The organism is Anaerostipes faecalis, from assembly GCF_018982945.1.
Classification (GTDB): Bacteria; Bacillota; Clostridia; order Lachnospirales; family Lachnospiraceae; genus Anaerostipes; species Anaerostipes faecalis.
The window spans coordinates 241,171-265,169 of the sequence record NZ_JABRXE010000001.1 but is presented as its reverse complement, the minus strand read 5'-3'; the positions used below and the strand labels follow the sequence as shown (position 1 = coordinate 265,169).

Sequence of the window (23,999 nt, the reverse complement as noted above, 5' to 3'; positions counted from 1 at the left end):
CCATTCCTCCTATAGTGAAATAAAATTCTTAAGTATCTGAAGTCCTACCGTACTGCTCTTTTCCGGATGGAACTGGCAGGCAAAGACGTTATCTTTCTCAACAGAGGCGTGAATTGTTACTCCATACTCTGTTGTTGCTGCAACAATGTTCTCGTCATCTGCTTCCAGATAATAGGAATGAACAAAATATACATATGGATCTTTTTCCAATCCTTTAAATAATTTTGCCCCATCTTTTATTTTAATATTATTCCAGCCCATATGAGGTATCTTCATATCTTCCTGTTTAGGAATTCTCAAAATTTTTCCAGGTAAAATACCCAGTCCCTTCACTCCTGGAGCCTCATCACTGCTTTCAAACATCAGCTGAAGTCCAAGACATATTCCAAGAAACGGTATACCCTTTTCTACAACCTGTCCAATTGTATCAACCAGACCATATTTGTGAAGCTTTTCCATGGCATCTCCAAAAGCCCCGACTCCAGGAAGAATCACTTTATCGCTTTTAAGTATTTCATCGTGGTCCCGTGTTATCACTGCTTCTTCTCCCAGAAAATTCAAAGCCTTTTCAACGCTTTTTATATTTCCGGCATCATAATCAATAATTGCAATCATACGCTGCCTCCTCTTATGTTTTATTATTACAGACCCAGAAACTCCTTACTGTCCATCTGTACTGCTATCCCTTTACCTTTTAATTCCTTGTTCATCTGATACAGAGATTTATGTACTCTTACAAAAGTTGCCTTTTCATTATAAAATGCAACTTTCTCAAAAGGCCAGCGGAACAGACTTGGTGTTTCGAACCCTTCCCCTAATTCTAATATAAAAATCTTTTTATTTAAAGTCCCTTGAAGCCATTTTGTATAATTCGCCCAGGAAGTTAAATAAGCACCTTCAATATAAACATCCTTTGTATCTTCTGTGCGGACATTAAAAATAAATTGCTGACCACATTTAGGACATTCCAATGTTTCAATTTTACCGGTTGACTCATAATAGGAAATTAAATCTTCCAGTCCGGGTTTTGCAGGATACAACTGTTCACTACATGGCTTGCTACACTGAAAAAAATCACCGTTTCCACATGGAGATGTAATTCGATCTTTTTTTAATCTGGAATGATAGACAAGACCATCATCGTTACTTGTAACAACAAAATAATTCTTATTCTCCAGCACTTCCTCCAGTGCTTTAAAATAATCTACATCTCCAAGTGTCAGAAGATAATATCTCTCATATACATTTCTCATCCAAACTGATTTCTCATCTTCCTTTCCCAGAAGATTCTGATAATAGGAATTATCTATTTCTTTTTCATAATCAATCAAACGATTGGCATGAAGCTCTTTTCCTATTCCCACCAGTACTAAATCAGCATCTTTTATTTGTTCACAATAATCTTTTAACATTTTATCATCCTATCCTTCAATATTATTCTTATCTAATTCTACTTCAAAATAGAATTCTACGCCACCTGAAATATTAGAAACTCCATAATCTTTTCCATGAGCTTTCATAGTAGCCTCAACAATAGATAATCCAACACCGCTTCCGCCATACTCTCTTGTTCTGGCTTTGTCCACCTTGTAAAATTTTATCCACAGTTTATCCAGATCTTCTTCCGGGATATGTTTTCCACTATTAAATACTTTTACACGGAGATTATCACCATGATAACAATAACTGATTTGAATGACTCCATTTTCACTGACATGATTTCTGGCATTACTTAGATAATTGCTGACCACTTCTTCTATCATAAATTCATCCGCCCATACAGTAACCGGACCTTCATTAAATACTATGGAAACGTTATCTTTTTCCAATAATATTTTATTGGAATCCACCATATTTTGAATCAGTTCAGAGATATTAAATCGTTCCATTTCCACCTGATTATTTCCAAATTCTATTTGATTTAATGTCATAAGTTTCTGAACCATTCGATTCATTTTCTGTGCTTCGTCAGCAATAACATCACAATAAAAATTTTTACTTTCCTCATCATCAAAAATATTATCTTTCAAACCTTCAGAATATCCCTGAATTAATGCAATTGGTGTTTTTAATTCGTGAGATACATGAGACAGAAACTCTTTTCTCATCTCATCAATCTGAATCTTTTGTTCGATATCTTTTTGAAGTTCATTATTAGCTGTTTTTAATTCTGAAATAGTCATTTCCAGTTTCCCGGATAAGTCATTTAAACTATTACCTAACTTACCTATCTCATCTTCTCCGTAAGGTTTAACCCTGACATCAAAATCGAGATTGGACATTCTATTTGCCACCCTTGCCATTTCCTCAATAGGTTCTGTAAAATTTTTACTATAAATGTACATGGCAATTCCGCTTGCAATAATCAGCATTATTCCAACATAGGCAGTAAACCTTCCTGATAGGGCTGCACTGGTTTTTATACTTTCCATGGGAGTATTAAGAATAACCGTATACTGACCATCCAGATATCCTATCAGATTAATACCTGTTCCAGAGCTTTTATTTGATATAGTAGTAACTGCATATCCTTTTTTTTCAACCTGACTTTGAATTCTATCAAAATTCTTTAGGATATTCTTCATATCTTTATACATAACGCCCCGTTCATCCTCAGAACTATATATCATCTGATTCACCGGATCACTGATCAGAACCCTGTAATTATATTTTCGTGCAACCTGGTCAATTTCCTCCTTTTTCACTGTATCCTTTTGAAAAAGCGACTGTATTTCCTCATATGCTGATGTAATATTTTTCTTTTCTTTCAAAATATAATAAGGTTTTAACATTGTAAGATTAATAAGTATTGACATTAATATTGTTACAGTCATAATAATAATCAGCATTAAAGTCATCTTTATTTTTATTGACTGATTTTTCATTATTTTATTCTTCAATTTCTATTCAACCTCAAATTTGTATCCCATACCCCATATGGTATGAATATACTTTCCTTTTTCTCCTAATTTACTACGCAGCTTCTTTACATGTGTATCAATAGTTCTGGCATCTCCAAAATAATCATAGTTCCAGACCTGATTCAAAATATTCTCTCTTGTTAACGCCCTTCCCTCATTGGTCATAAAAAACTGAAGAAGCTCAAATTCCTTAAAGCTTAATTCAATTGTTTTTCCGTCAATCAATACATGATGTGCTCCCACATCCATAACAATTCCACCAGATTCAATATTTTCTCCTTCTATCTGACTGGTCCTTCTCAAAATTGCACCTATTCTGGCAACTAATATTTTAGGGCTAAAAGGCTTCGAAATATATTCGTCTACCCCGAGATCAAATCCCTGCAGTTCATCTTGTTCCTGATCTTTGGCTGTTAACATAATGATAGGAACTTTTGATACTTTTCGTACCTCTTTTACAACTTCCCATCCATCCATTTTAGGCATCATAACATCTAAAACAAGTAAATCTATTCCTTTTGTACTAAAAAAAATATCAACAGCCTCTTCACCATCTGCAGCTTCCAATACCTGATATCCCGCTCTTATAAGAAAATCCTTAACCAGTTTACGCATTCTGCTTTCGTCATCTACAACTAATATTTTTAAATCACCCATTTTTTCCTTCCTCCAGTCTACTTTCCCCTTATTTTAAATTTATTTTATCACACTATTATGTAAAAAATGTGAATCTTTCTACTTTTCTGACACTCTTTTTTATTAAATTACATAGGAAATTCAAAGGAATTTCCTATGTAATAAAAAAAGAACCATGCATTAGCACAGTTCTTTCTCAATACTTTTTTATTAGATAAATGGATTTTCCGTTGGATACAACATTCCTTTTGGCTGATTAAATCCAATTTCTGAAACATCGACTCCTATATATTTAAATACTTCAAACAGGGCTTTGCCAAAATGACCAAAAGCAACCGCTCCATGATGTGGGAAATTTTTTTCAATTAATACATGACGATAAAATCTTCCCATCTCTGGAATTGCAAATACTCCAATTCCTCCAAAAGATTTTGTTGCAACCGGTAGAACTTCACCTTGTGCTATATAAGCTCTCAGTTTTGTATCTGCCGTACTCTGCAAACGGAAGAAAGTAATATCACCAGGAATTATATCACCTTCCAGTGTTCCCTGAGTATTTTCTTCCGGCAAAGTTCTTGCCATAATTTTCTGATACTTCATTTCACAGAAAGATAGTTTGCTGGAAGCAGTATTTCCACAATGGAATCCCATAAATGTTTCCTTTTGGTCATATCCATATGTATCTTTGATGCTATCTTCATACATATCCGCAGGTACTGTATTATTAATATCCAGCAATGTTACAGTGTCTTCGCTTACAACAGTTCCAATAAACTCACTCAATGCCCCATAAATATCAACTTCACAGGATACCGGAATACCTTGTGCAGTCAGACGACTGTTAACATAACATGGGACAAAACCAAACTGAGTCTGAAATGCCGGCCAGCATTTTCCCGCTATAGCTACATATTTACGATAACCTTTGTGTTCTTCAATCCAATCTTTTAATGTCAGCTCATACTGAGCCAATTTAGAAAGAATTTCCGGTTTTTTATTTCCCTCTCCAAGTTCTTCTTCCATTTCTTTCACGATTTCTGGTATTCTCTCATCTCTATCATGATTTTTGAAAGCTTCAAATAAGTCAAGTTCGGAATTTTCTTCAATTTCAATATTTAAATTATATAATGCTTTTATAGGTGCATTGCATGCGAGAAAATTTAATGGACGTGGTCCAAAACTGATAATCTTCAGTTCACTTAAAGCCTTGACAGTTCTTGCAATCGGAACAAAATCATGTATCATATCTGCACATTCTTCGGCTGTTCCTACCGGATATTCCGGAATATATGCTTTTATATTCCGAAGTTTCAGATTATAACTGGCATTTAACATTCCGCAGAAAGCATCTCCACGACCATCCAAAAGATCATCTCCACTTTCCTCTGCTGCCGCAATAAACATCTTTGGCCCTTCAAAATGCTTTGCCAGAAGAGTCTCTGATATTTCCGGTCCAAAATTTCCAAGATATACCACCAAAGCATTACATCCTGCCTGTTTTATATCTTCCAGTGCCTGCACCATATGAATCTCACTTTCTACAATACACACCGGACACTCATAGATATCTGATTCATCATATTTTTCCTTATATGCTGCAACAAGTGCTTTTCGTCTGTTCACAGACAAGCTCTCCGGGAAACAGTCACGACTGACTGCAACAATTCCCACTTTAATTTTAGGCATGTTATTCATTCTGCTACCTCCTTGTAAAATACACTCATTATATAATTTTCTTCGTTTACTTTCATTTATTGTCCATAATATGCATTTTCCCCATGTTTACGGAAAAAATGTTTGTCCTGTAAATACTGTGGGGCCTGATTTGCTTCTCCATTTAAAAATTCTGTTCTATATGCCATTTTAGCAATTTCTTCTAATACCACTGCATTATGAACTGCTTCTGCCGCATCTTTCCCCCATGTGAATGGTCCATGATTTATACACAGCACTCCTGGCACAGATTCAGGATTTTTATTTTGAATGGCTTCTATGATAACTAACCCTGTATTTTTCTCATATGCTTCTTCTGTTTCCTTCTTAGTTAAAGATCTCGCACATGGAATTTCTCCATAAAAATAGTCAGCATGAGTTGTTCCATAACAGGGAATATTTCGTCCTGCCTGTGCCCATGATGTTGCCCATGGAGAATGTGTATGTACAATTCCACCTAATTCCTTAAATGCTTTATATAACTCCAAATGTGTAGGCATATCAGAAGATGGATTTAGCTTTCCCTCGACCCTATTTCCAGCCAGATCCATAACAACCATATCCTCTGGAGTAAGCTTATCATAATCTACTCCACTTGGTTTAATAACAAACAATTGTTTTTTTCTGTCAATTCCACTGACATTGCCCCATGTATAGGTAATCAATTTTCTCCGGGGAAGCTCTATATTTGCCTCATACACCTGCTGTTTTAATTGTTCTAACATATTTTACCTTTCCATTATTAATGTATCAACAGCTGCTCTTTCAATTGGTATTCCTTTGATATACTGTTCCATAAATAGATTGAATCCTTTTACATCTTTTTCATCTGGTAGAATCTCCTTTCCTTTATTTCCCGTAAATACCTTCTCTGCAAGATAATCATCCAGAATCTCTCTTTCTGCTTTTCTCATCATATATGAAGCAAGAAGAGCCATACCCCAGGCGCCACCTTCTCCGGCAGTCTCCATTACTGCAACTGGTGCGTTAATTGCTGCCGCCATTATCTTTTGACCTACATCTTTAGTCTTAAACAATCCTCCATGTCCAAAAAGCTGATCAACTTTCACACCTTCCTGCTTCATTAAAATATCAAACCCAATTTTCAGAGCACCAAGAGCGGTAAATAGATGCACCCTCATAAAATTGGCAAGATTAAATCTACTATCTGGACGGCGTACAAATAATGGCCTTCCTTCTTCTAATCCTGTAATATGCTCACCAGAAAAGTAATTGTAAGCCAGAAGTCCTCCACAATCAGAGTCCCCTTCCAAAGCTTTATTATATAAAATTTCAAACAACCTATTTTTATGCAAATTTTCTATTCCAAGACTTTCAGCAACTTCCTTAAACAAATTTATCCATGCATTCAAATCCGATGTGCAGTTATTACAATGTACCATTGCAACAAGATTTCCTGTTGGTGTTGTTACAAGATCAATTTCCTCATAAACTTTGGATAATTCTTTCTCTAAAACAATCATTGCAAATACACTGGTTCCTGCAGATACATTTCCCGTCCTTCTGGCAATACTGTTCGTTGCCACCATTCCTGTTCCCGCATCACCTTCCGGAGGACAAAGTGGCACTCCTGCTTTTAATTTTCCTGAAGGATCAAGAAGTTTAGCCCCTTCTTCCGTCAATGTTCCGGCCCTGTCTCCTGCCATTAAAACTTCCGGAAGTATATCTTTCAGCTTCCATTGATAATCTTTATCTGCTATCAGTTTATCAAATTCCGTCATCATATCTTTATTATAATTATGAGTCTCTACATTGATCGGAAACATTCCTGATGCCTCACCTATACCAAGAACTTTTTTTCCAGTAAGCTTCCAGTGAACATATCCTGCCAGAGTTGTCAGATATGAAATATCCTTAACATGCTCTTCTCCATTTAAGATTGCCTGATACAGATGGGCAATGCTCCATCTCTGAGGAATATGATACTGAAATACTTCTGTCAGTTTTAATGAAGCCGCCTCAGTCATTGTATTACGCCAGGTACGAAATGGTACAAGAATATTGCCCTTATAATCAAAAGCCATATACCCATGCATCATGGCACTAAAACCAATTGCCCCAATAGTTTTAAGTTCCACCTGATACTGCTTTTTAACATCTTCCGACATTTTTTCATAACTATCCTGGAGTCCTTTCCAGATATCCTCCAAACGATATGTCCAGATATTATTTTCCAAACGATTTTCCCAGTCATGACTTCCAGACGCAATTGGTACATTATTTTCATCAACAAGAACCGCTTTAATTCTCGTAGATCCAAATTCAATTCCCAATGCTGTTTTTCCGCTTACAATCGATTCTTTCAGCTCGTTTTTTCCCAATTTGAAGCCTCCTTTTCAGACGTTTTACTACTACGGCATCTCATTCTTTTTTTCATGGATCTTTATCTTCTCATGCAGGATTTTCCAATGATTAACTCCGGTTCAATCAATCGTGGAATTGCAGACTGTTCTTCTGGAATGCCTTTAATTTTTTCCAGTAAAAGCTGTCCTGCCATTTCTCCAAGTTTTTCCTGTGGATGTGCAATGGTTGTCAATGGAATCGAATTAAACTGCGCCAAAAAGGAATTATCATACCCCGTAATGGAAATATTCTGAGGAACGGAAATTCCGTTTTTTTGCAGCTTCATCATAACAGATAATGCAATCTGATCATTGTAACAAACTACCGCATCCATTTCTTTTCCTGATTGCTTCATCTGTAAAATCATATTGGCTGGTTTAATTTCTCTGTCTTCTGTATGAAACCATACGACCATATCAGGATCATAGGCATAACCTGCTTCCTGTAAGGCTTTAACATATCCTTTATGGCGTTCTTTTCCCTGATAATCATCAGCTTTAAAGACACCAGCAATATGTTTGTGTCCCAGTTGTATTAAATAAGCTGTAAGTAAATATCCTCCTTTGCAATCATTCATCAAAATATGTGGTTTATCCTTCATTTCCGCATATACTCCATGAATAAACACATAAGGAATTTCATAACTGTCAAAAGTTTCAAAAAGCTTTGGATGGCGACATATAATTTCACTTTTACTGGGCTCGATAATCATTCCATCAATATCCTTTGTGAGAACATCTTCCAGACATGCCGTTTCTCCTCTGCGGCTATTTCCAGTCGTTTTAAAAATCAAGCTGTATCCATGCCTGGCAAGCACTTGATTAATTCCCTGAATCAACCTTGGAAAAATATAATCAGATATGTAAGTTGTCACCACTGCAATGTTCATAGATTCTTTTTTATGAATTACTCTCTCTGTACAAAATGTCCCTTTTCCATGTTTGGCTATGATATATCCCTCATCTTCCAAAATAGAAAGGGCTTTTCGAATGGTATGACGACTTACACCAAAAAAATCTACCAGCTGATACTCTGAAGGCATCTTCTCTCCAGGCTGATAAACACCTGACAAAATATCGTTTTTTAAAGATTCTTTTATTGAATAATATTTCATTTCTCCTGATATTTTTTCCATGATATCCTCCTATAAATCCATTATAAAACTTGTACGGTCATAGCGACAAGTTGTTGCATCTGACACTTTTTACAAGATTCTATCATCGATTTTGTTAATAATTTACAAAAAAAAGCGATATGATACACGTATCATATCGCCTTTCTTAAAATTTAATTATCTGTAGAAATTGTTTTAAATCTTTCTAATCCAAATATAATTACTGCTCCAATAATAAAAAATATTGGTTTAAATGTGCTCATATCCATTGCAGGCTTTGTATTCTCAAGAGTAGTAGGACCCATAATAATTGCATATAATGATCCCATCATCATTCCAATAATAAAATAAATCATCTGGGATCTGTGCTTATCCAGAGCATTTTTAATTATTTTAATGACTAATGCAATTCCGGTAAGCACACCAAGTCCAAAAATAATCAATACAGGAAGGTAAGATAAATTCAAATGAAGCAATTCCTTTACCGCTGAAATAATGGGAATATATAATCCAAAGATTAATAACATGGTAGAACCTGAAATTCCAGGTAGTACCATTGCAGAAATAGCAACCATAGCTACAGCAAAAATATAAATTGCCAGTGTAATAGTCAGATGCTCCACGCTAACACTGATTCCTTTTCCAGAAACCGGATTAAAATAAGTAATTGCTGCAACAAGAATAATTCCAAGTATTGCCCATGGAATATTCTGATATTTTCCCTGAAGTGATTCCTTTTCTTCTTTCCAGATAATTGGAATTGCAAAAATAATCAAACCAAGAAACACAGAACTGATTTCATAGATTCTATCATCAAAAATACTTGCCAGAACAGATACTGCTGCACCCATTCCTATAACCCATCCAATACCGATCTTTATGAGAAATTTAATTGCTTCCATCCTCTGCTGCCTGGTTCCAGACATTAAATAATCCAGAGAAGTAATAAACTTATCATAAAATCCCAGCAGAAATGCTATTGTTCCTCCTGATACACCAGGAACACTGTCTGCCAATGCCATACAAAAACCTCGTATAAAATTAATTATCATACTCCTATCTCCTAATTAAAAATTAATAACTCAGTTATTGTATCACACCTTTTTGTCCTATTAAAGTATTTCATTTATATTTTTATTGTCTTTTAACAATTCCCATATTTTATTTTTACTTAAATCAACGCAATAACTATGTAGATTTTTATTTTTTGCTCATTCTATTTTTTATATAATTGAGGATTTCCTGATTTCTTTTTGCATGAATTCTAGGAAACGCCTTAAGCAAACGCTGGTTGTTTTGTTGAATCATTTCAGATATTTCATGATATCTATCTATCAATTCCTGTCTGCGCTGATCTCTCTCCGCTTTCATTTTCTTTTTACGCTGCTCAAATTCATCTGTTATCTCTTTTCTCTTCTGTTCCATACCGTCAGATAACTCTTTAGACTTTTGTTTTATCTCATTATGATGATCCATGGCATCTTTAACATTTTCATAAATATTTTCACCAATCTCATCAGATATTCTATGCAATTCCTGTGCAATTTCCTGCATAGCAGCAAGGCGTTTGTTCATCTTCAGAATAGATGCAACTGTTACATATAGATCAGCAAACATTCCGATCATGAATAAAACAAGAGCTGCACACCCTGCATAATATGGAATCCAAGAAAGAAGCTTCATTGTCACAGGATGTATAAAATCAACAATTAATACACAGGCAACACCCCAGATTAAAGAAAACAACAGGCAAACATATCCTCCAATATTCAAAGGCATCTCCGAATAATCCCACCATCTGGCATGAAAAATCTTTTCCATCAGCCATCCGGTAAGTCCCTCCAGAACTGTTACCAGAACAACTGATGCAATATAAAGAAGCAGAAGATTTTCTCGATACCTTGTCAAAAAAAATACAACTGCTGTTACTCCCAGTCCATAAATCGGGCAAATTGGACCATTTAAAAATCCACGGTTTACAAAATAGCGCTCCTTTACAGCTGCAAATGCAACTTCCGTACACCATCCTAAAAATCCATATACAAAAAATGATAAAACCACATAATAAACTGACATAGATTATCCTCGCTCTTTCTATTTTTATTCGTTAGCGCCTTTCAATATCGTCGCACCTCCCACAACCATGTCATTATCATAAAACACAACTGCCTGACCTGGTGCAACTGCTCTCTGGGGCTGATCAAATAAAACTTTTATTTTGTCAGCATCTACCATAGAAATAGTACATGGAACCTCTGGACTATTATAACGGATTTTTGCATTTACTCTTAATTCCCCCGTAAGTTCCGGTACAGACATAAAATTCACATGATCTGCATACAAAACATTGGAAAACAGTTCTTCCTTTGTTCCGATAATCACTTCATTGGTATCTTTATCAACTCTGATGACATATCCCGGCTGTTTTAGTGATAATCCCAATCCTCGTCTCTGTCCAACTGTATAATAAATAATTCCTTTGTGTTCTCCAAGAATATTTCCCTGAGTATCTACAAAATTTCCTTTTGGAATAGATATTCCTGTATTGTCCTGAATAAATTTGCCATAATCATCTTCTACAAAACAAATATCCTGACTATCTGGTTTTCCTGCAACAGGAAGACCTATTTTGCCTGCTATCTCGCGAATCTCATCTTTTGAATACTGTCCTACTGGCATCAAAGTTCTGGACATCTGATTTTGAGTTAAATTATACAAAGCATATGTCTGGTCCTTTGCCAGTGTTTTTGATCTTTTTAAAGTATATCTGCCATTATCTAACTGTATAATCCGAGCATAGTGGCCAGTGGCAATATAATCTGCTCCAATATCCAGACAACGTTTTAATAAAGATTCCCATTTTACATAACGATTGCATGCAATACAGGGATTTGGAGTTCTCCCATTGAGATATTCATCACAAAAATAATCAATCACTTTCTCTTTAAAATCCTGCCGGAAATTCATTACATAATAAGGAATCTCCAGTGTCTGTGCAACTCTTCTGGCATCGTCCACTGCTGAAAGTCCACAGCATCCGCCGTTTTCTTCCTGAACAATTTCCTCTTCCTCCTGCCAGATCTGCATGGTTACACCAATGACATCATATCCTTGTTCTTTTAACAAATATGCTGCCACAGAGGAATCAACTCCTCCCGACATTCCAACCACTACTTTTTCTTTCACAATCTCCTCCTAATATTCTTCCTCTTCTTCTCCTTCACTGATATCTGACTTAGGTTTATCCAGACCTTCAATTTTTATTCCGTGTTTTTCTGCATAATCCCAAAGTGCTGCATGAATTGCTTCCTCCGCCAATAGGGAACAATGAACTTTTACTGGTGGAAGCCCATCAAGAGCTTCCATTACAGCTTTATTGGTTACCTGTAAAGCTTCCTGAATTGTCTTCCCTTTTACCAGTTCTGTTGCCATACTACTTGTGGCAACCGCAGCACCACATCCAAAGGTTTTGAATTTGACATCCTGGATAATTCCATTGTCGTCAATATCCAGATACATTCTCATAATATCTCCACATTTTGCATTTCCAACTGTTCCAACACCACTTGCATTTTCAATTTCTCCAACATTTCTAGGATTCTGGAAATGGTCCATTACTTTTTCGCTGTACATAATCAATTCCTCCTGTTATCTCATACTTATCTTTTTAGCTGTTTTTCTTTACAAAATCTTCATATAAAGGTGACATTGTTCTCAACTTTTCTACGATTTCTTTCAATTTGTCTACAACAAAATCCATATCTTCTTTTGTATTCTCTTCACCCAGTGTCATTCTCAATGATCCATGAGCAATTTCATGAGGAAGTCCAATTGCCAGAAGTACATGGGAAGGGTCTAAAGATCCTGATGTACAAGCAGAACCACTGGAAGCACAAATTCCAGCCATATCAAGCATAATAAGCAATGATTCTCCTTCAATAAACTGTACACTAATATTAATATTATTAGGAAGACGTCTCTTTCTGTCTCCATTCAAACGGCAATATGGTACTTCAGAGAGAATACGGTCAATAGTATAGTCTCTCAGCTCTGTTTCCTTAGCTGTTCGTTGTTCCATTGTATCAAAAGCGATTTCCACCGCTTTACCAAGTCCCACGATTCCTGTCACATTCTCTGTTCCGGCACGACGTTTTCTTTCCTGTGCACCCCCATGAACAAAAGATCTAAGTTTTAATCCTTTGCGAATATACAAAAATCCTATACCTTTTGGTCCATTTAATTTATGACCACTTGCACTTAACATATCAATATGATACTCATCAACATTAATCGGAACCTGTCCATATGCCTGCACAGCGTCTGTATGAAAGATTATACCATGTTTTTGAGCAATTTCACCAATTTCTTTTATTGGCTGTATTGTTCCAATCTCATTATTTGCAAACATTACAGATATTAATATCGTATCCGGACGGATTGCGGCTTCCAGCTCATCCAGCTTTAATATCCCATTTTCATCGACATTAACATAAGTTATCTCAAATCCTTTTTTCTCTAGATATTCACAAGTATGAAGAATTGCATGATGCTCAATGGTGCTGGTGATAATATGTTTCCCTTTGTCCTGATAAGCTTCTGCTGTTGCTTTTAATGCCCAGTTATCTGATTCTGAACCTCCAGCTGTAAAATAAATATTTGCAGCATCTGTTCCCAATGAATCGGCAATAATTTCTCTGCTGTTATCAACTGCCTTTCTATTTTGTGCTGCTGGTGTATACACACTAGATGGATTCCAGAAATTTTCTGTAAAATATGGAAGCATTGCCTCGACAACTTCCGGCCTTGCTGCTGTTGTTGCTGCATGATCTAAATAAATTAATTTACCCATAATTTATATTCCTACCTTTCTGTTTTGCAATTATTATGTATTTCTTTTGACTCTTCTACCAATTCTTTTAAGCAGATGGAATCAACGGTTTCTCTGATACTATCGTTAATCTTCTTCCAGACAGTCTTCGTCACACAATATTTTGATCCAACACACTCTTTCCCATCTCCTGTAATCTCGGAACATTCCACAAGATTCAGATCTCCTTCCAAACTCCGAAGTACATCTCCAACTGAAATATCTTCCAACGGCTTAGCAAGATAATATCCACCTTGTGCTCCACGAATGCTTTTTATAATTCCTGCTTTTTTAAGTTTTGGGAGAAGCTGTTCCAAATATCGTATTGTGATATTTTGTCTTTTTGAAACGGCACTGATTGACACTGGCCCTTCCTCGCTGTAAACAGCAATGTCCACCAATGCACGCAATCCATACCGTCCTTTTGTTGATAATTTCATTGCCTCACCTCAATCCCGACTATTTAACTAGGATTTCCATTGATATAGTATCACTGACATTTTTTAATGTCAACTAAAAATGGTCATATACTATTTTTTATTTTCATACAATTAAAAAAAGTATATCAGGTATCTTTATGAAAAAGTCGAGTCCTTTCATCCATGGAACTTTGATCTTAACTACAGCCAACCTGTTTTCCCGTTTTATTGGATTCTATAATAGAATATTTCTGGCAGGTCTGATTGGTGCTCATCAAATGGGAGTATACCAGCTGATTTTTCCAATTTATCTTGTAGGTTTTTCTGTCTGCTTTCAAGGATTCCAAACTGCCCTTTCTAATATTGCTGCATCAAGAAAAGCTCAGGGACAAGAATCAGAAGGAAGAAAAGTCCTTCAAATCGCAACTATTTTTACCGTTACACTTTCCATTATTTTTTCTGTTACTATCTTTTTTACAGCAGATGATATCGGACACATTTTCCTGAAAGAAGATGATTGTATCCCATGTTTAAAGATTGCTGTTTTTGCACTGCCTTTTGTAGGCATCAAAGCATGTATCCACAGTTACTCTCTTGGTATTGGAAAGTCAGAACTGCCTGCTCTTTCTCTATGTATTGAGCAGATATCCAGAGTTCTGAGTATTTTCCTGATTTCCATAACCTTTTATGCCGAACTTCCTGTTCCTGCAATGATTGCTGTTCTTGGAATGGTAATTGGAGAACTGGTGTCTTTCATCCTTACTCTCTATTTTCATTTTTCCAGTAATAATATAAAAAAACAGCCTGTGCATTCATCCGCTTCTCTCTTTAAGGAACTTCTCACTTTAGGTATTCCACTAACCTGTAACGCATTATCTGTCACACTTCTCCAAAGTGTTGAAAGCATTCTTATTCCAATGATGATGACTCGTTTTTGTGGAAATCAGCATAATGCTATTGAAACTTATGGAATCCTCACTGGTATGGCACTGCCTTTTATTTTATTTCCATCAACAATTACAAACTCTCTAGCTGTAATGCTTCTTCCAAAAGTTTCTGCTGCAAAAGCAGAAAAAAATATTCTTTCTCTCCATCGAGCTTCAAAATACCCTCTTCTTTTTTGTACGCTTCTTGGATTCTTCGGCTTTATTGGCTTCTTCACAATGGGGCCATGGATTGGAAAAGTTGTTTTTCACAATAGTTCCTGTGGGGCTTACCTGCGTTCTCTCTCTTTCTTATGTCCATTCTTATATCTTTCAGGAACTTTAACCAGCATCTTAAATGGTCTTGGAAAAACCAAAATTACCTTTGTTCACAATAGTATTTCTTTGATTATTCGAATTATTTTTGTTGTTTTCATCATACCAATTGAGGGGATTTACGGATATCTTTGGGGATTAATGGCAAGTTCCATTACACTTGTTACATTAAACTTTCATTATCTAAAAAAAGAATTATACAATTTTTAGAGTGGAGAAAATCATTTCTCCACTCTTTTTCTTCAATCCACTTACCTTATTCTTAAAAATGTTTCATAAAGATTCACTGTTCCATATCCCCACTCCTGATTAGGATAACTCCGGTTCGCATCTCGATCAGCTCCCCGAATCAGATAATTTTTTATCCTGGTTGTATTTATTTCCACATCGTTTTTTTCCACATATCCCCATTCCAGCATTAATGCTGCCATCCCGGCAACAATTGCCCCTGATACACTGGTCCCTGTTTTTCTTCCAAATCGGCCTTTAGGAAGCGGTCCCAATACCTCCACTCCTGGAGCCGCAAAATCTGGTTTTATAGCATTTCTTGGAAATCCACGACTGCTATCAATATAAATACTCTCATTATTCTGATTATAATTGGATACACACATCAGTAAATCCATATTTCCAGGTGCCACCAGCGTATTATATGGTGTTGATTCTAAGAAAAATGTATCTTCCGATAAAAAATTAGTCAATGGCAGCCATAAATCAAATTCCCTGCTGCCCATTCCGTCATCACTTACATAAATATTCCATACGCCTTCTGCAGGTCTGCAAAATCTCATAACAATAACCGGAGCCCCTGCAGATGTATCAACAGTAAAATAATCTACATACAGCCTGGTTCTTTCCAGTAAAAATGTTACTTCCCTTTGCCCGCGAATTCCTCCGGCAATTCTTCCTGTTCTCTGTCCAGAAGGTGATTCAATATCCACATAATATCCATTAGGTGGCATTCCCCACAATTCCAGTGTAAAGCCATATTCTGAACTTCCAACTTTCAGTTCCACTTTACTTGCACTATTTGAAACCGTTCCAGAATAATGATGTCTTGCCTGCCCCTCATTTCCTCCACTTGTTACCACTGCTGCTCCTTTTAACGGGGCAATCGTACCAAGATACTGATCTAGAGGTCCGGTGCCAAGATGGGATGCCTGGCTTGTTCCTATCCCCATATAAATAACCAGTGGTTTTCGCAAAGCTTCTGCTATAATTGATATATACCGGACACCAAGCATTATATCAGTTTCCGAATAAGCTTCAAAAGAAGGATCCAGACAATAATATTCTTTTAAATACTGCCTTGCCTGCCGAAGCTTAACCACAATCAGCTGAACATTGGGAGCAACTCCTGAAAATCCTTCTTCCGATACCTCATTTCCGGCAATTAACCCAGCTAAAAAAGTACCATGTCCGGATTCATCCGTCGATGGTACTTTTGTCACTGGTTTTTCACTTTGAAGTGCTTTTTCGATTTCTTCTTTTGAAAATTCTTTACCATATCCGAGAATAGATTTTTTTTCTTCATCTTTGATAGTCTGATCCCATATGGAATATATTTTGGTTGTCCCATCATCATATTGAAAAACAGAATTCTGATAATCTATTCCTGTATCGACAATTCCTACTAAAACACCATTTCCATATAAATCCAGACCGGATCTTCGAACCGGTGCCACTCCTGCATCTTCCATTACGGAAAGATCCATAAGTCCAAAACACCGTGGAATGGCATTATACTGATAATCGCCACTGCGAAATAAATCCATTCCCCTGCGAGGAACATAAGCAATGGAAAATCGATTATTAATTACCGTTACACATTCTGTCTGCATCTGCTCTTTTACATCTTCCAATACCCCGCTGTATTCTGCAATAAACTCAAAATAATCATCATTTTCCGCTACTCCGTAACAGTCCATTTTCCACCTCATTTTTTTATAAATATATGATGGAATCTTGTCCTTTATATCTGTTCTTTCAAAAGACCTTTCTGATATGCCCAAAGCAGCTGTTCCAGATCTGCCACTTTTCCTTTAATCTCTTTTCCAATATCTGTATCTTCAACACATTTTCGTCTGGTAACTTTTTTTATAACAATTGTATCAGAATGAATATCTGTTTCTTCTCTAATGGCCACACTTCTTGATACAAACGGTTCATGAGCAACCAGCTTCAATCCATATGAATTAGATACCAACGTGTATCCTGCTATCCCTGTTGTTTTTTGATATGCTTTTGAAAACCCGCCATCAATAACAAACAATTTGCCACCACATTTAATTGGGCTCTCGCCTTTCTTCACTGCCACCGGCATATGCCCGTTTACGATTTTCCCTGTTTCAGGATCTAAGCCAAATTCCTTTAAAATCTGATTGATAACTTCTTCATTTTCATACCATTGATAATAATAATCTTTTTTCTCTTTTTTAATATCTGAATCTTCCAGAAAATATCTCTCGAACGTAGCCATCTTGGCTTTTCCATAAACTGGAGAATTCTCATTAGACCAGATAAACCACATAATATCCTGTCCATATCGGCGGGCATCTATGTCTTTATCTTCATAGTATCCTTGTCGTGCCAAATGATCAAGAACATCATACAGGGCTTTCCCTGAATAGCTATTTCCCTGAATCTGGACTTCTCTAAATGTTCCATCCTCATTTAACGGAACACATCCATGATATAACAACATATCATTGCAGACTTTATATAAATTACCCTTTGAAAACAAAAATCTAACGTGCTCCTGAAGATAAGCACAATATTTAAATGCAGTTACCATATGCTCCATAACATATTCTTCTTCTTTTGTCAGCTTATATGGATCTTTAGGATCAATAGTTGGAAAATTTGTATCATTCAGCTTATATTCCTGTCCATCAATCATAATCGTGCCTTTTTTATAATCTACTTTATCTAGCAGCAGACGTTCATCCATAAGAAAATCCGGACGTCTTTTGATCAGCTGTCCTTCTACTTTAAACTGCATAATGGCAATAGCTTTATGCATTTTTTTATTCAATTCCGCTTCTCTGATATTCTCCTGGTTTACTTCTCCGGATACATGGAATACATCACACGGATCATCTTTATAACATTCCAGTGCAAATCTTGCCAACGGAATCAGATTGATTCCATATCCATTTTCCAATACATCCAGATTATTATATCTCGCACAAATTCTTACAACATTACAAATACATGCCCTATGACCAGAAGCTGCTCCCATCCACAGCATATCATGATTTCCCCACTGTATATCCACATTAGCAGATTTCATAATACAGTCCATAATTCGATGTGGTCCTGGTCCTCTATCATATATATCACCTATAACATGTAACTGATCAACAGATAGTTTTTGAATTAAATGTGCCATTGCTGCAATAAACTGACGTACTCTTCCTGTTGTGATGATAGTTTCAAGAATCTGTTCAACATACTTTTTCTTATCTGCTGTTCGATGCTCCACCATCAATTCTTCCATTACATAAGCAAATTCCGGTGACATTGCCTTACGGACTTTAGAACGTGTATATTTATTCCCGACAGCTCTAGCCACATGGACCAGACGCACCATTGTATCATGATGCCATTCTAACAATTCATTTCTTGGAAGTTTTTCTTCCATTATATCCATCTTCTGTTCCGGATAATAAATAACAGATGCCAGATTTTTCTTTTCTTCTGTTGTCAATGTATTTCCAAATTCATCTTCAATTTTACTTCTTATTGCTCCAGATCCATTACGTATAATATGACTGAATTTTTCATATTCTCCATGAACATCTGATATATAATGCTCTGTACCTTTCGGAAGATGCAATATAGCCTGAAGATTGATAATTTCTGTGGATGCTGCCGCAACATTTGGATAACGCACAGCAAGTTCTTTTAAGTACTTGATTTGATCCATAAAGTAACCTCCCATTATTAAAAAATAAAAAAAGCAACAATTGGAAAAACTCACCCTCAAAACTCCTTGCTGCCTTACTTTAATATTATAACATATTTTCATTTAAAAAAAATGAAAATATGTGTAAAAAAACAGACAGGTTTCTGTTATAAATAGAAACCTGTCTGTTTGATATTTTACTGATCTCTCAGCTGAATCACTGGACTTCCATGATTTTCAATATATTCTCTGGTAATGACTACCTTTCCAATAGAATCATCTTTTGGAATCTCATACATTATATCCAGCATAAATTTTTCTATAATAGCTCTCAGTGCCCTTGCTCCTGTTTTCTTTTCCAATGCCCTCTCTGCAATTGCTTCCAGCGCACCATCATCAAATTCCAATTTTACCTCGTCTAACTCCAGTAACTTCTGATACTGTTTTAAAATCGCATTCTTTGGTTCTTTCAGAATCTGGACCAGCATATCTTTCGTCAATCCTTCTAAAGTAAATACCATCGGAAGTCTTCCTATAAATTCAGGAATCATACCGTATTCCCTTAAATCTTCATTGGTTACATTGGCAATGATATTCTCCGCTTTATCAAAACGATCTTTTAAATCAGCCTCAAAACCAATGGATGTTTTCCTTCTCATACGTTTTTTAATGATTCCCTCAAGATTTGGAAAAGCACCTCCACAAATAAATAAAATATTTTTAGTATTCATCGTTGTAAGCGGTACCATAGCATTTTTGCTGGTTGCTCCTACAGGAACTTCAACTTCTGCACCTTCAAGCAATTTCAGAAGTGCCTGCTGGACAGATTCTCCGCTGACATCTCTACTGTTAGTATTCTGTTTTTTTGCAATTTTATCAATCTCATCAATAAAAATGATACCATGCTCTGCTTCTTCCACATCATTATCTGCAGCCTGAAGTAATTTTGATAAAACACTTTCCACATCATCTCCGATATAGCCTGCTTCTGTCAGCGATGTTGCATCTGTAATGGCAAGCGGCACCTGAAGCAGCCTTGCCAGTGTTTTCACAAGATATGTCTTACCACTTCCTGTTGGTCCGATCATCAGCATATTAGACTTATCGATTTCAATCTCATCCATTGTGTTGGTCACCACACGTTTATAATGATTATAAACTGCCACAGACATTACTTTTTTTGCATAATCCTGACCAATTACATATTCATCCAGCATTGCCTTAATTTTATGAGGTGCTGGAATATTCTGAAGATTTAATGGCTGTTTTTCCTTCTTGTCTTTCTTTTTCTTCTTAACCGCAGGTTTTGGCTGCATATTTTGAAAATCTCCCATCAATTTGGAAATATCCATTTGATCCAGATCCATATTTCTTGCATCAATAAAACTGAATTGTCCCTGACTCATTGAGTCTAAAGTCCTTTGCATACAATCAGTACAAATATAAATATCATTTGGAAGTGTCAGCATTTTTCCTGTAACTGATTCCGGACGTCTGCAAAGATAACAGTAATGCTCTAATTCCTTATGATCATCTTCATTGACTACTTCTTCTATTATTTCATTGCTATTCTTTTCTTCTGACATGTTCGGTTCCTCATTTCTTAGTTTAACTGGAATAGTACTTCTTTCATCTTCCTAGTTCCTTCTATGATATCCTTTTTCTCCATTCTAGTAAAGCCTAAAATATACTGTTCTTTTTCCGGTTTCCCCTGGATATAATATTTTGACAATGGATATATTTTTACACCTTCTGCTTCCAGTTTCTGTTGAAAGGATGCATCATTGCTTATATTAAAATCAGCAATTACATGCAGTCCTGATCCCTGTCCTGAAATTTTTGTATCCACCGGCATTTCCTTCATACATTTTAATAAACAATCGTGTTTTTCTTTATAAATATTTCTCATTCGATTCAGATGCTTTTCAAAATGTCCTTCTGAAAGAAATAATGTCAGAATCCTCTGGTCTATTCTGGATACAGAACATGAAAATGCACTGCATTTTTCTTTATAAACAGGCACTAATTTTTGGGGAAGCACCATATAACTGATACGAATCGCCGGTGCAATCGCCTTTGAAAATGTTCCCATGTAAATTACTTTATCACTTTGATCCAGTCCCTGCAAAGCTGGTATAGGTTTTCCATGATAACGAAATTCGCTATCATAATCATCTTCTATTATATAACGTTCTTCTTTCTCTTTTGCCCAGTGAATCAGCTGACTACGTCTGCCTACAGGCATAACAACACCTGTCGGATACTGATGTGCTGGCGTGACATAGGCAAGATTTGCACAGGTTTTCTCCAGTTCACTCACACTAAGTCCATCTTCATCCATAGAAACAGGCTGAATTCCAAATCCAAGTTCATTTAATATAGCATATGCATTGGGATAAACAGGATTTTCGATTCCAACAATCTGATGATTTCCAAGCATTTGTCGAAGGTCAAAAAGAAGATTTTCCATTCCTGCACCAAGAACAATTTGATTGGTATTTACATGTACTCCACGAGACTGTCTTAAATAATACATGATAGCTCGACGAAGTTCCAGATCTCCCTGATAGTTTCCTTTTTGAAATAACTCACTGTTGTCATCAATCATTATTTCCTTTAAAATTTTTCTCCATATATGATATGGGAATTGTGTCATATCAACACCATTAGGTGAGAAATCAAAAGGAATGATTTCTTCCTTAACTTCCGTCTCTTCTTCCTCTTTCTTTATTGGAATATTTAAAGCTGCCAGTTCTTCCACCTGACAAACATAAAATCCTCGTTTGGGTTTAGATTCAATATAACCTTCAGCCACCAGCTGTCCATATGCCAGATCCACTGTATTTCTACTTACATCTAAGTGTTTCGCCATCCTTCTAGCAGAAGGGAGCTTCGACCCAAAGGGCAAAGCTCCTGTTCTGATTTCTTCTTTAATACAAGTGTAAATCTGTTCATACAGTGGTTCTTTTTTAGATGGATCCAATCCAACAATTAACATAAAACCACCTGCTTATTTTGCACTTTCAATTGTTATTTTTTCAATTACCACGTCTTTTGTCGGATGACTGACTTCTCCGCTGCCTGAATCCTGTGTCTCAACAGCAGCAATTTTATCCAGTATATCATATCCTTCAATCATCTGTCCAAATACTGTATAGCTTCCTGTAAGTGAAGGATATCCTCCTTGTTCTCTAAACAGTTTTTCCTGTTTTTCTGTTAATTTTATAGTTCCTGCATCTAAAGCTTCTTCTGCAGTATCAGATTTTGCCTGTACAATAAAAAACTGACTCCCATTGGTATCCGGTCCTGCATTTGCCATGCAGATAGAGCCTCTTAAAGGAAGAAGATCACCTGACGTTTCATTTTCAAACTCTTTTCCCCAGATACTTTCTCCGCCTGTTCCTGTTCCCGTAGGGTCTCCGCTCTGAATCATAAAATCATTTATAACTCTATGGAATATCTGACCATCATAGTATCCATTAGCTGCCAATGTCACAAAATTTTTCACTGCCAGAGGTGCTTTTTTCAAAAAGAATTTGAATTTCATTTCACCAAATCCTTTAACTTTCATTACCGCAATGGTTTCTCCTTTTGATACTTCTCCCAGCTGATCTGTCTTTTTTGCACCATTGATTTCAGGAACTTTATATTTATCTAAAACCTTATCTTCCTTCTTTTTTTCCGTCGTTGTTTTGGATGAATCTTCACTTTTTGCTGTACTGCAGCCTGCACAGAATATCATTGTAAACATAAGACATCCTGCAATTAGTCTCTTTTTCATAACTGAATGTCTCCTTTTATTGTTCTCTAATCTTGTCTGCCGGAAAAACAATTCCATTTTGTCTTCTCACTTCATCTGTAATATCCATTTCGATGCAGGAAGATTTCAGGAATTCATGATCCACATTATTTTCTTCAATTAATTTTATAAAATCCATTGTTTCATAAATCATTGGATTGTCTCTTCCTTCAAATTCAAGTTCTTCTCTATTTCCGTCTCTATAAATAATAGTAATTTTCTTAATTATAGGACATTGTTCAATTATCATACATCCCTTTTCACCCTGAATCTGTGTTGGAAGTTTGGAATCTGTAATCTTAGAGTACATTAACTCTGCCTGTTTATCCCCATAAGATGCTATAATACTTCCTGCTCCATCAATACCATTTTCCAGAATAATACTATCTGATAGTATTTTTTCCGGTGCTCCAAAAAGACTGGCAAGGAAATGAATGCAATAAGAGCCTATATCCATCAATGCCCCATTTGACATTTTAGGATTAAATGCATTTTCAATAATCCCATTTTTAAACTTGTCATATCTTGAAGAATATTGACAATACTGAATGGTTGCACGCCGAACAGTTCCTATTTTATGGAGATTATCCATCATTGCATAGAATCCTGGTGAATGGACATTTTTCATTGCTTCCATAAATATAACGCCATTATCCTTTGCAGCCTGAATCAAAAGATCCAGTTCTTTACGATTCGAACAAACTGGTTTTTCACATAATACATGCTTACCATAGTTCATCATTGTAATGGAATGTATATAATGACAGCATGTAGGACTTGCCACATATACTGCGTCAATTTCAGGATCTTTCGCCATTTCTTCATAGTTATCATAAACTTTTTCTACTCCATATTTGGCAGCAAATTCCTTGCCCTTTTCCATACTCCTTGAATATACTGCTACTAATTCAATATCTGGAAGCTCTAAAACTCCTTCCATAAGCCAATCTGTAATAAAATTTGTACCAATAGTTGCCAGACGTACCATAATCATCCTCCT

At 36.0% G+C, this 23,999-nt stretch carries 21 protein-coding genes; 1 reads left to right on the top strand and 20 read right to left on the bottom strand.

What is annotated here, in order from left to right; all coding sequences use genetic code 11:
• Positions 1–9 precede the first annotated feature (9 nt).
• The 14 genes from hisH to KTB61_RS01195 form a co-directional block, all read right to left on the bottom strand.
• Positions 10–615, bottom strand: a complete 606-nt coding sequence (gene hisH, locus KTB61_RS01260) for an imidazole glycerol phosphate synthase subunit HisH (RefSeq protein ID WP_075759064.1) — start codon at positions 613–615, stop codon at positions 10–12.
• 26 nt (positions 616–641) lie between these two features.
• Positions 642–1,412, bottom strand: coding sequence for a hypothetical protein (locus KTB61_RS01255; RefSeq protein ID WP_075759065.1), 771 nt, complete (start codon positions 1,410–1,412; stop codon positions 642–644).
• A gap of 9 nt (positions 1,413–1,421) precedes the next feature.
• On the bottom strand, positions 1,422–2,885 hold the full coding sequence (locus KTB61_RS01250; RefSeq protein ID WP_230973563.1) for a sensor histidine kinase: 1,464 nt from the start codon (positions 2,883–2,885) through the stop codon (positions 1,422–1,424).
• Positions 2,886–2,903: 18 nt separating this feature from the next.
• Positions 2,904–3,578 carry a response regulator transcription factor gene (locus KTB61_RS01245; RefSeq protein WP_216696644.1) on the bottom strand — a complete coding sequence of 225 codons (675 nt, stop codon included), beginning with the start codon at positions 3,576–3,578 and terminating at the stop codon, positions 2,904–2,906.
• A gap of 189 nt (positions 3,579–3,767) precedes the next feature.
• Positions 3,768–5,252, bottom strand: coding sequence for an L-fucose/L-arabinose isomerase family protein (locus tag KTB61_RS01240; protein WP_075759068.1), 1,485 nt, complete (start codon positions 5,250–5,252; stop codon positions 3,768–3,770).
• A gap of 56 nt (positions 5,253–5,308) precedes the next feature.
• Positions 5,309–5,995, bottom strand: a complete 687-nt coding sequence (locus KTB61_RS01235) for an L-ribulose-5-phosphate 4-epimerase (protein ID WP_075759069.1) — start codon at positions 5,993–5,995, stop codon at positions 5,309–5,311.
• A gap of 3 nt (positions 5,996–5,998) precedes the next feature.
• The gene (locus tag KTB61_RS01230; protein WP_075759070.1) at positions 5,999–7,612 is read right to left on the bottom strand and encodes a xylulokinase; all 1,614 of its coding nucleotides are present in this window, start codon (positions 7,610–7,612) and stop codon (positions 5,999–6,001) included.
• 62 nt (positions 7,613–7,674) lie between these two features.
• Entirely contained in the window at positions 7,675–8,769 is a 1,095-nt protein-coding gene (locus tag KTB61_RS01225) for a GntR family transcriptional regulator (protein WP_216696643.1), read from the bottom strand.
• 152 nt (positions 8,770–8,921) lie between these two features.
• Positions 8,922–9,800: a DUF368 domain-containing protein gene (locus tag KTB61_RS01220; RefSeq protein WP_075759072.1), complete on the bottom strand. Its 879-nt coding sequence runs from the start codon at positions 9,798–9,800 to the stop codon at positions 8,922–8,924.
• 148 nt (positions 9,801–9,948) lie between these two features.
• On the bottom strand, positions 9,949–10,824 hold the full coding sequence (locus tag KTB61_RS01215) for a putative ABC transporter permease (RefSeq protein ID WP_075759073.1): 876 nt from the start codon (positions 10,822–10,824) through the stop codon (positions 9,949–9,951).
• 24 nt (positions 10,825–10,848) lie between these two features.
• Positions 10,849–11,934: a tRNA 2-thiouridine(34) synthase MnmA gene (mnmA, locus tag KTB61_RS01210; protein WP_143249365.1), complete on the bottom strand. Its 1,086-nt coding sequence runs from the start codon at positions 11,932–11,934 to the stop codon at positions 10,849–10,851.
• A 9-nt stretch (positions 11,935–11,943) separates the two neighbouring features.
• A complete protein-coding gene (gene nifU, locus KTB61_RS01205) occupies positions 11,944–12,381 on the bottom strand; it encodes a Fe-S cluster assembly scaffold protein NifU (RefSeq protein ID WP_075759075.1) in 438 nt (145 codons plus the stop codon).
• A 34-nt stretch (positions 12,382–12,415) separates the two neighbouring features.
• On the bottom strand, positions 12,416–13,597 hold the full coding sequence (nifS, locus tag KTB61_RS01200; RefSeq protein ID WP_075759076.1) for a cysteine desulfurase NifS: 1,182 nt from the start codon (positions 13,595–13,597) through the stop codon (positions 12,416–12,418).
• A gap of 11 nt (positions 13,598–13,608) precedes the next feature.
• Positions 13,609–14,055 carry an RrF2 family transcriptional regulator gene (locus KTB61_RS01195; protein WP_075759077.1) on the bottom strand — a complete coding sequence of 149 codons (447 nt, stop codon included), beginning with the start codon at positions 14,053–14,055 and terminating at the stop codon, positions 13,609–13,611.
• 137 nt (positions 14,056–14,192) lie between these two features.
• Here KTB61_RS01195 and KTB61_RS01190 point away from each other — a divergent pair, with 137 nt between their 5' ends.
• Positions 14,193–15,503 (top strand): oligosaccharide flippase family protein, encoded by a 1,311-nt coding sequence (locus KTB61_RS01190; RefSeq protein ID WP_216696642.1) that lies wholly within the window; start codon positions 14,193–14,195, stop codon positions 15,501–15,503.
• Positions 15,504–15,544: 41 nt separating this feature from the next.
• Here the strand turns inward: KTB61_RS01190 and KTB61_RS01185 are convergent, their stop codons facing one another.
• From KTB61_RS01185 to KTB61_RS01160, 6 genes are all read right to left on the bottom strand, one after another.
• A complete protein-coding gene (locus tag KTB61_RS01185) occupies positions 15,545–17,233 on the bottom strand; it encodes a S8 family peptidase (protein ID WP_230973562.1) in 1,689 nt (562 codons plus the stop codon).
• A gap of 32 nt (positions 17,234–17,265) precedes the next feature.
• A complete protein-coding gene (locus KTB61_RS01180; protein ID WP_216696641.1) occupies positions 17,266–19,221 on the bottom strand; it encodes a fructose-1,6-bisphosphatase in 1,956 nt (651 codons plus the stop codon).
• 176 nt (positions 19,222–19,397) lie between these two features.
• Complete coding sequence (gene clpX, locus KTB61_RS01175) at positions 19,398–20,786, bottom strand: ATP-dependent Clp protease ATP-binding subunit ClpX (RefSeq protein WP_216696640.1); 1,389 nt, start codon at positions 20,784–20,786, stop codon at positions 19,398–19,400.
• Positions 20,787–20,803: 17 nt separating this feature from the next.
• A complete protein-coding gene (pdxR, locus tag KTB61_RS01170) occupies positions 20,804–22,198 on the bottom strand; it encodes a MocR-like pyridoxine biosynthesis transcription factor PdxR (RefSeq protein WP_216696639.1) in 1,395 nt (464 codons plus the stop codon).
• A gap of 12 nt (positions 22,199–22,210) precedes the next feature.
• Complete coding sequence (locus KTB61_RS01165) at positions 22,211–22,981, bottom strand: peptidylprolyl isomerase (protein ID WP_083638278.1); 771 nt, start codon at positions 22,979–22,981, stop codon at positions 22,211–22,213.
• A gap of 16 nt (positions 22,982–22,997) precedes the next feature.
• Positions 22,998–23,987 carry a Gfo/Idh/MocA family protein gene (locus KTB61_RS01160; protein ID WP_075759084.1) on the bottom strand — a complete coding sequence of 330 codons (990 nt, stop codon included), beginning with the start codon at positions 23,985–23,987 and terminating at the stop codon, positions 22,998–23,000.
• Positions 23,988–23,999: the final 12 nt, after the last annotated feature.

What these genes read in the sequence shown, in the direction of transcription:
- hisH (WP_075759064.1), bottom strand. Translation starts at nt 615, where the DNA reads ATGATTGCAATTATTGATTATGATGCCGGAAATATAAAAAGCGTTGAA.
- KTB61_RS01255 (WP_075759065.1), bottom strand. Translation starts at nt 1,412, where the DNA reads ATGTTAAAAGATTATTGTGAACAAATAAAAGATGCTGATTTAGTACTG.
- KTB61_RS01250 (WP_230973563.1), bottom strand. Translation starts at nt 2,885, where the DNA reads ATGAAAAATCAGTCAATAAAAATAAAGATGACTTTAATGCTGATTATT.
- KTB61_RS01245 (WP_216696644.1), bottom strand. Translation starts at nt 3,578, where the DNA reads ATGGGTGATTTAAAAATATTAGTTGTAGATGACGAAAGCAGAATGCGT.
- KTB61_RS01240 (WP_075759068.1), bottom strand. Translation starts at nt 5,252, where the DNA reads ATGAATAACATGCCTAAAATTAAAGTGGGAATTGTTGCAGTCAGTCGT.
- KTB61_RS01235 (WP_075759069.1), bottom strand. Translation starts at nt 5,995, where the DNA reads ATGTTAGAACAATTAAAACAGCAGGTGTATGAGGCAAATATAGAGCTT.
- KTB61_RS01225 (WP_216696643.1), bottom strand. Translation starts at nt 8,769, where the DNA reads ATGGAAAAAATATCAGGAGAAATGAAATATTATTCAATAAAAGAATCT.
- KTB61_RS01220 (WP_075759072.1), bottom strand. Translation starts at nt 9,800, where the DNA reads ATGATAATTAATTTTATACGAGGTTTTTGTATGGCATTGGCAGACAGT.
- KTB61_RS01215 (WP_075759073.1), bottom strand. Translation starts at nt 10,824, where the DNA reads ATGTCAGTTTATTATGTGGTTTTATCATTTTTTGTATATGGATTTTTA.
- nifU (WP_075759075.1), bottom strand. Translation starts at nt 12,381, where the DNA reads ATGTACAGCGAAAAAGTAATGGACCATTTCCAGAATCCTAGAAATGTT.
- nifS (WP_075759076.1), bottom strand. Translation starts at nt 13,597, where the DNA reads ATGGGTAAATTAATTTATTTAGATCATGCAGCAACAACAGCAGCAAGG.
- KTB61_RS01195 (WP_075759077.1), bottom strand. Translation starts at nt 14,055, where the DNA reads ATGAAATTATCAACAAAAGGACGGTATGGATTGCGTGCATTGGTGGAC.
- KTB61_RS01190 (WP_216696642.1), top strand. Translation starts at nt 14,193, where the DNA reads ATGAAAAAGTCGAGTCCTTTCATCCATGGAACTTTGATCTTAACTACA.
- KTB61_RS01185 (WP_230973562.1), bottom strand. Translation starts at nt 17,233, where the DNA reads ATGAGGTGGAAAATGGACTGTTACGGAGTAGCGGAAAATGATGATTAT.
- KTB61_RS01180 (WP_216696641.1), bottom strand. Translation starts at nt 19,221, where the DNA reads ATGGATCAAATCAAGTACTTAAAAGAACTTGCTGTGCGTTATCCAAAT.
- clpX (WP_216696640.1), bottom strand. Translation starts at nt 20,786, where the DNA reads ATGTCAGAAGAAAAGAATAGCAATGAAATAATAGAAGAAGTAGTCAAT.
- pdxR (WP_216696639.1), bottom strand. Translation starts at nt 22,198, where the DNA reads ATGTTAATTGTTGGATTGGATCCATCTAAAAAAGAACCACTGTATGAA.
- KTB61_RS01165 (WP_083638278.1), bottom strand. Translation starts at nt 22,981, where the DNA reads ATGAAAAAGAGACTAATTGCAGGATGTCTTATGTTTACAATGATATTC.
- KTB61_RS01160 (WP_075759084.1), bottom strand. Translation starts at nt 23,987, where the DNA reads ATGGTACGTCTGGCAACTATTGGTACAAATTTTATTACAGATTGGCTT.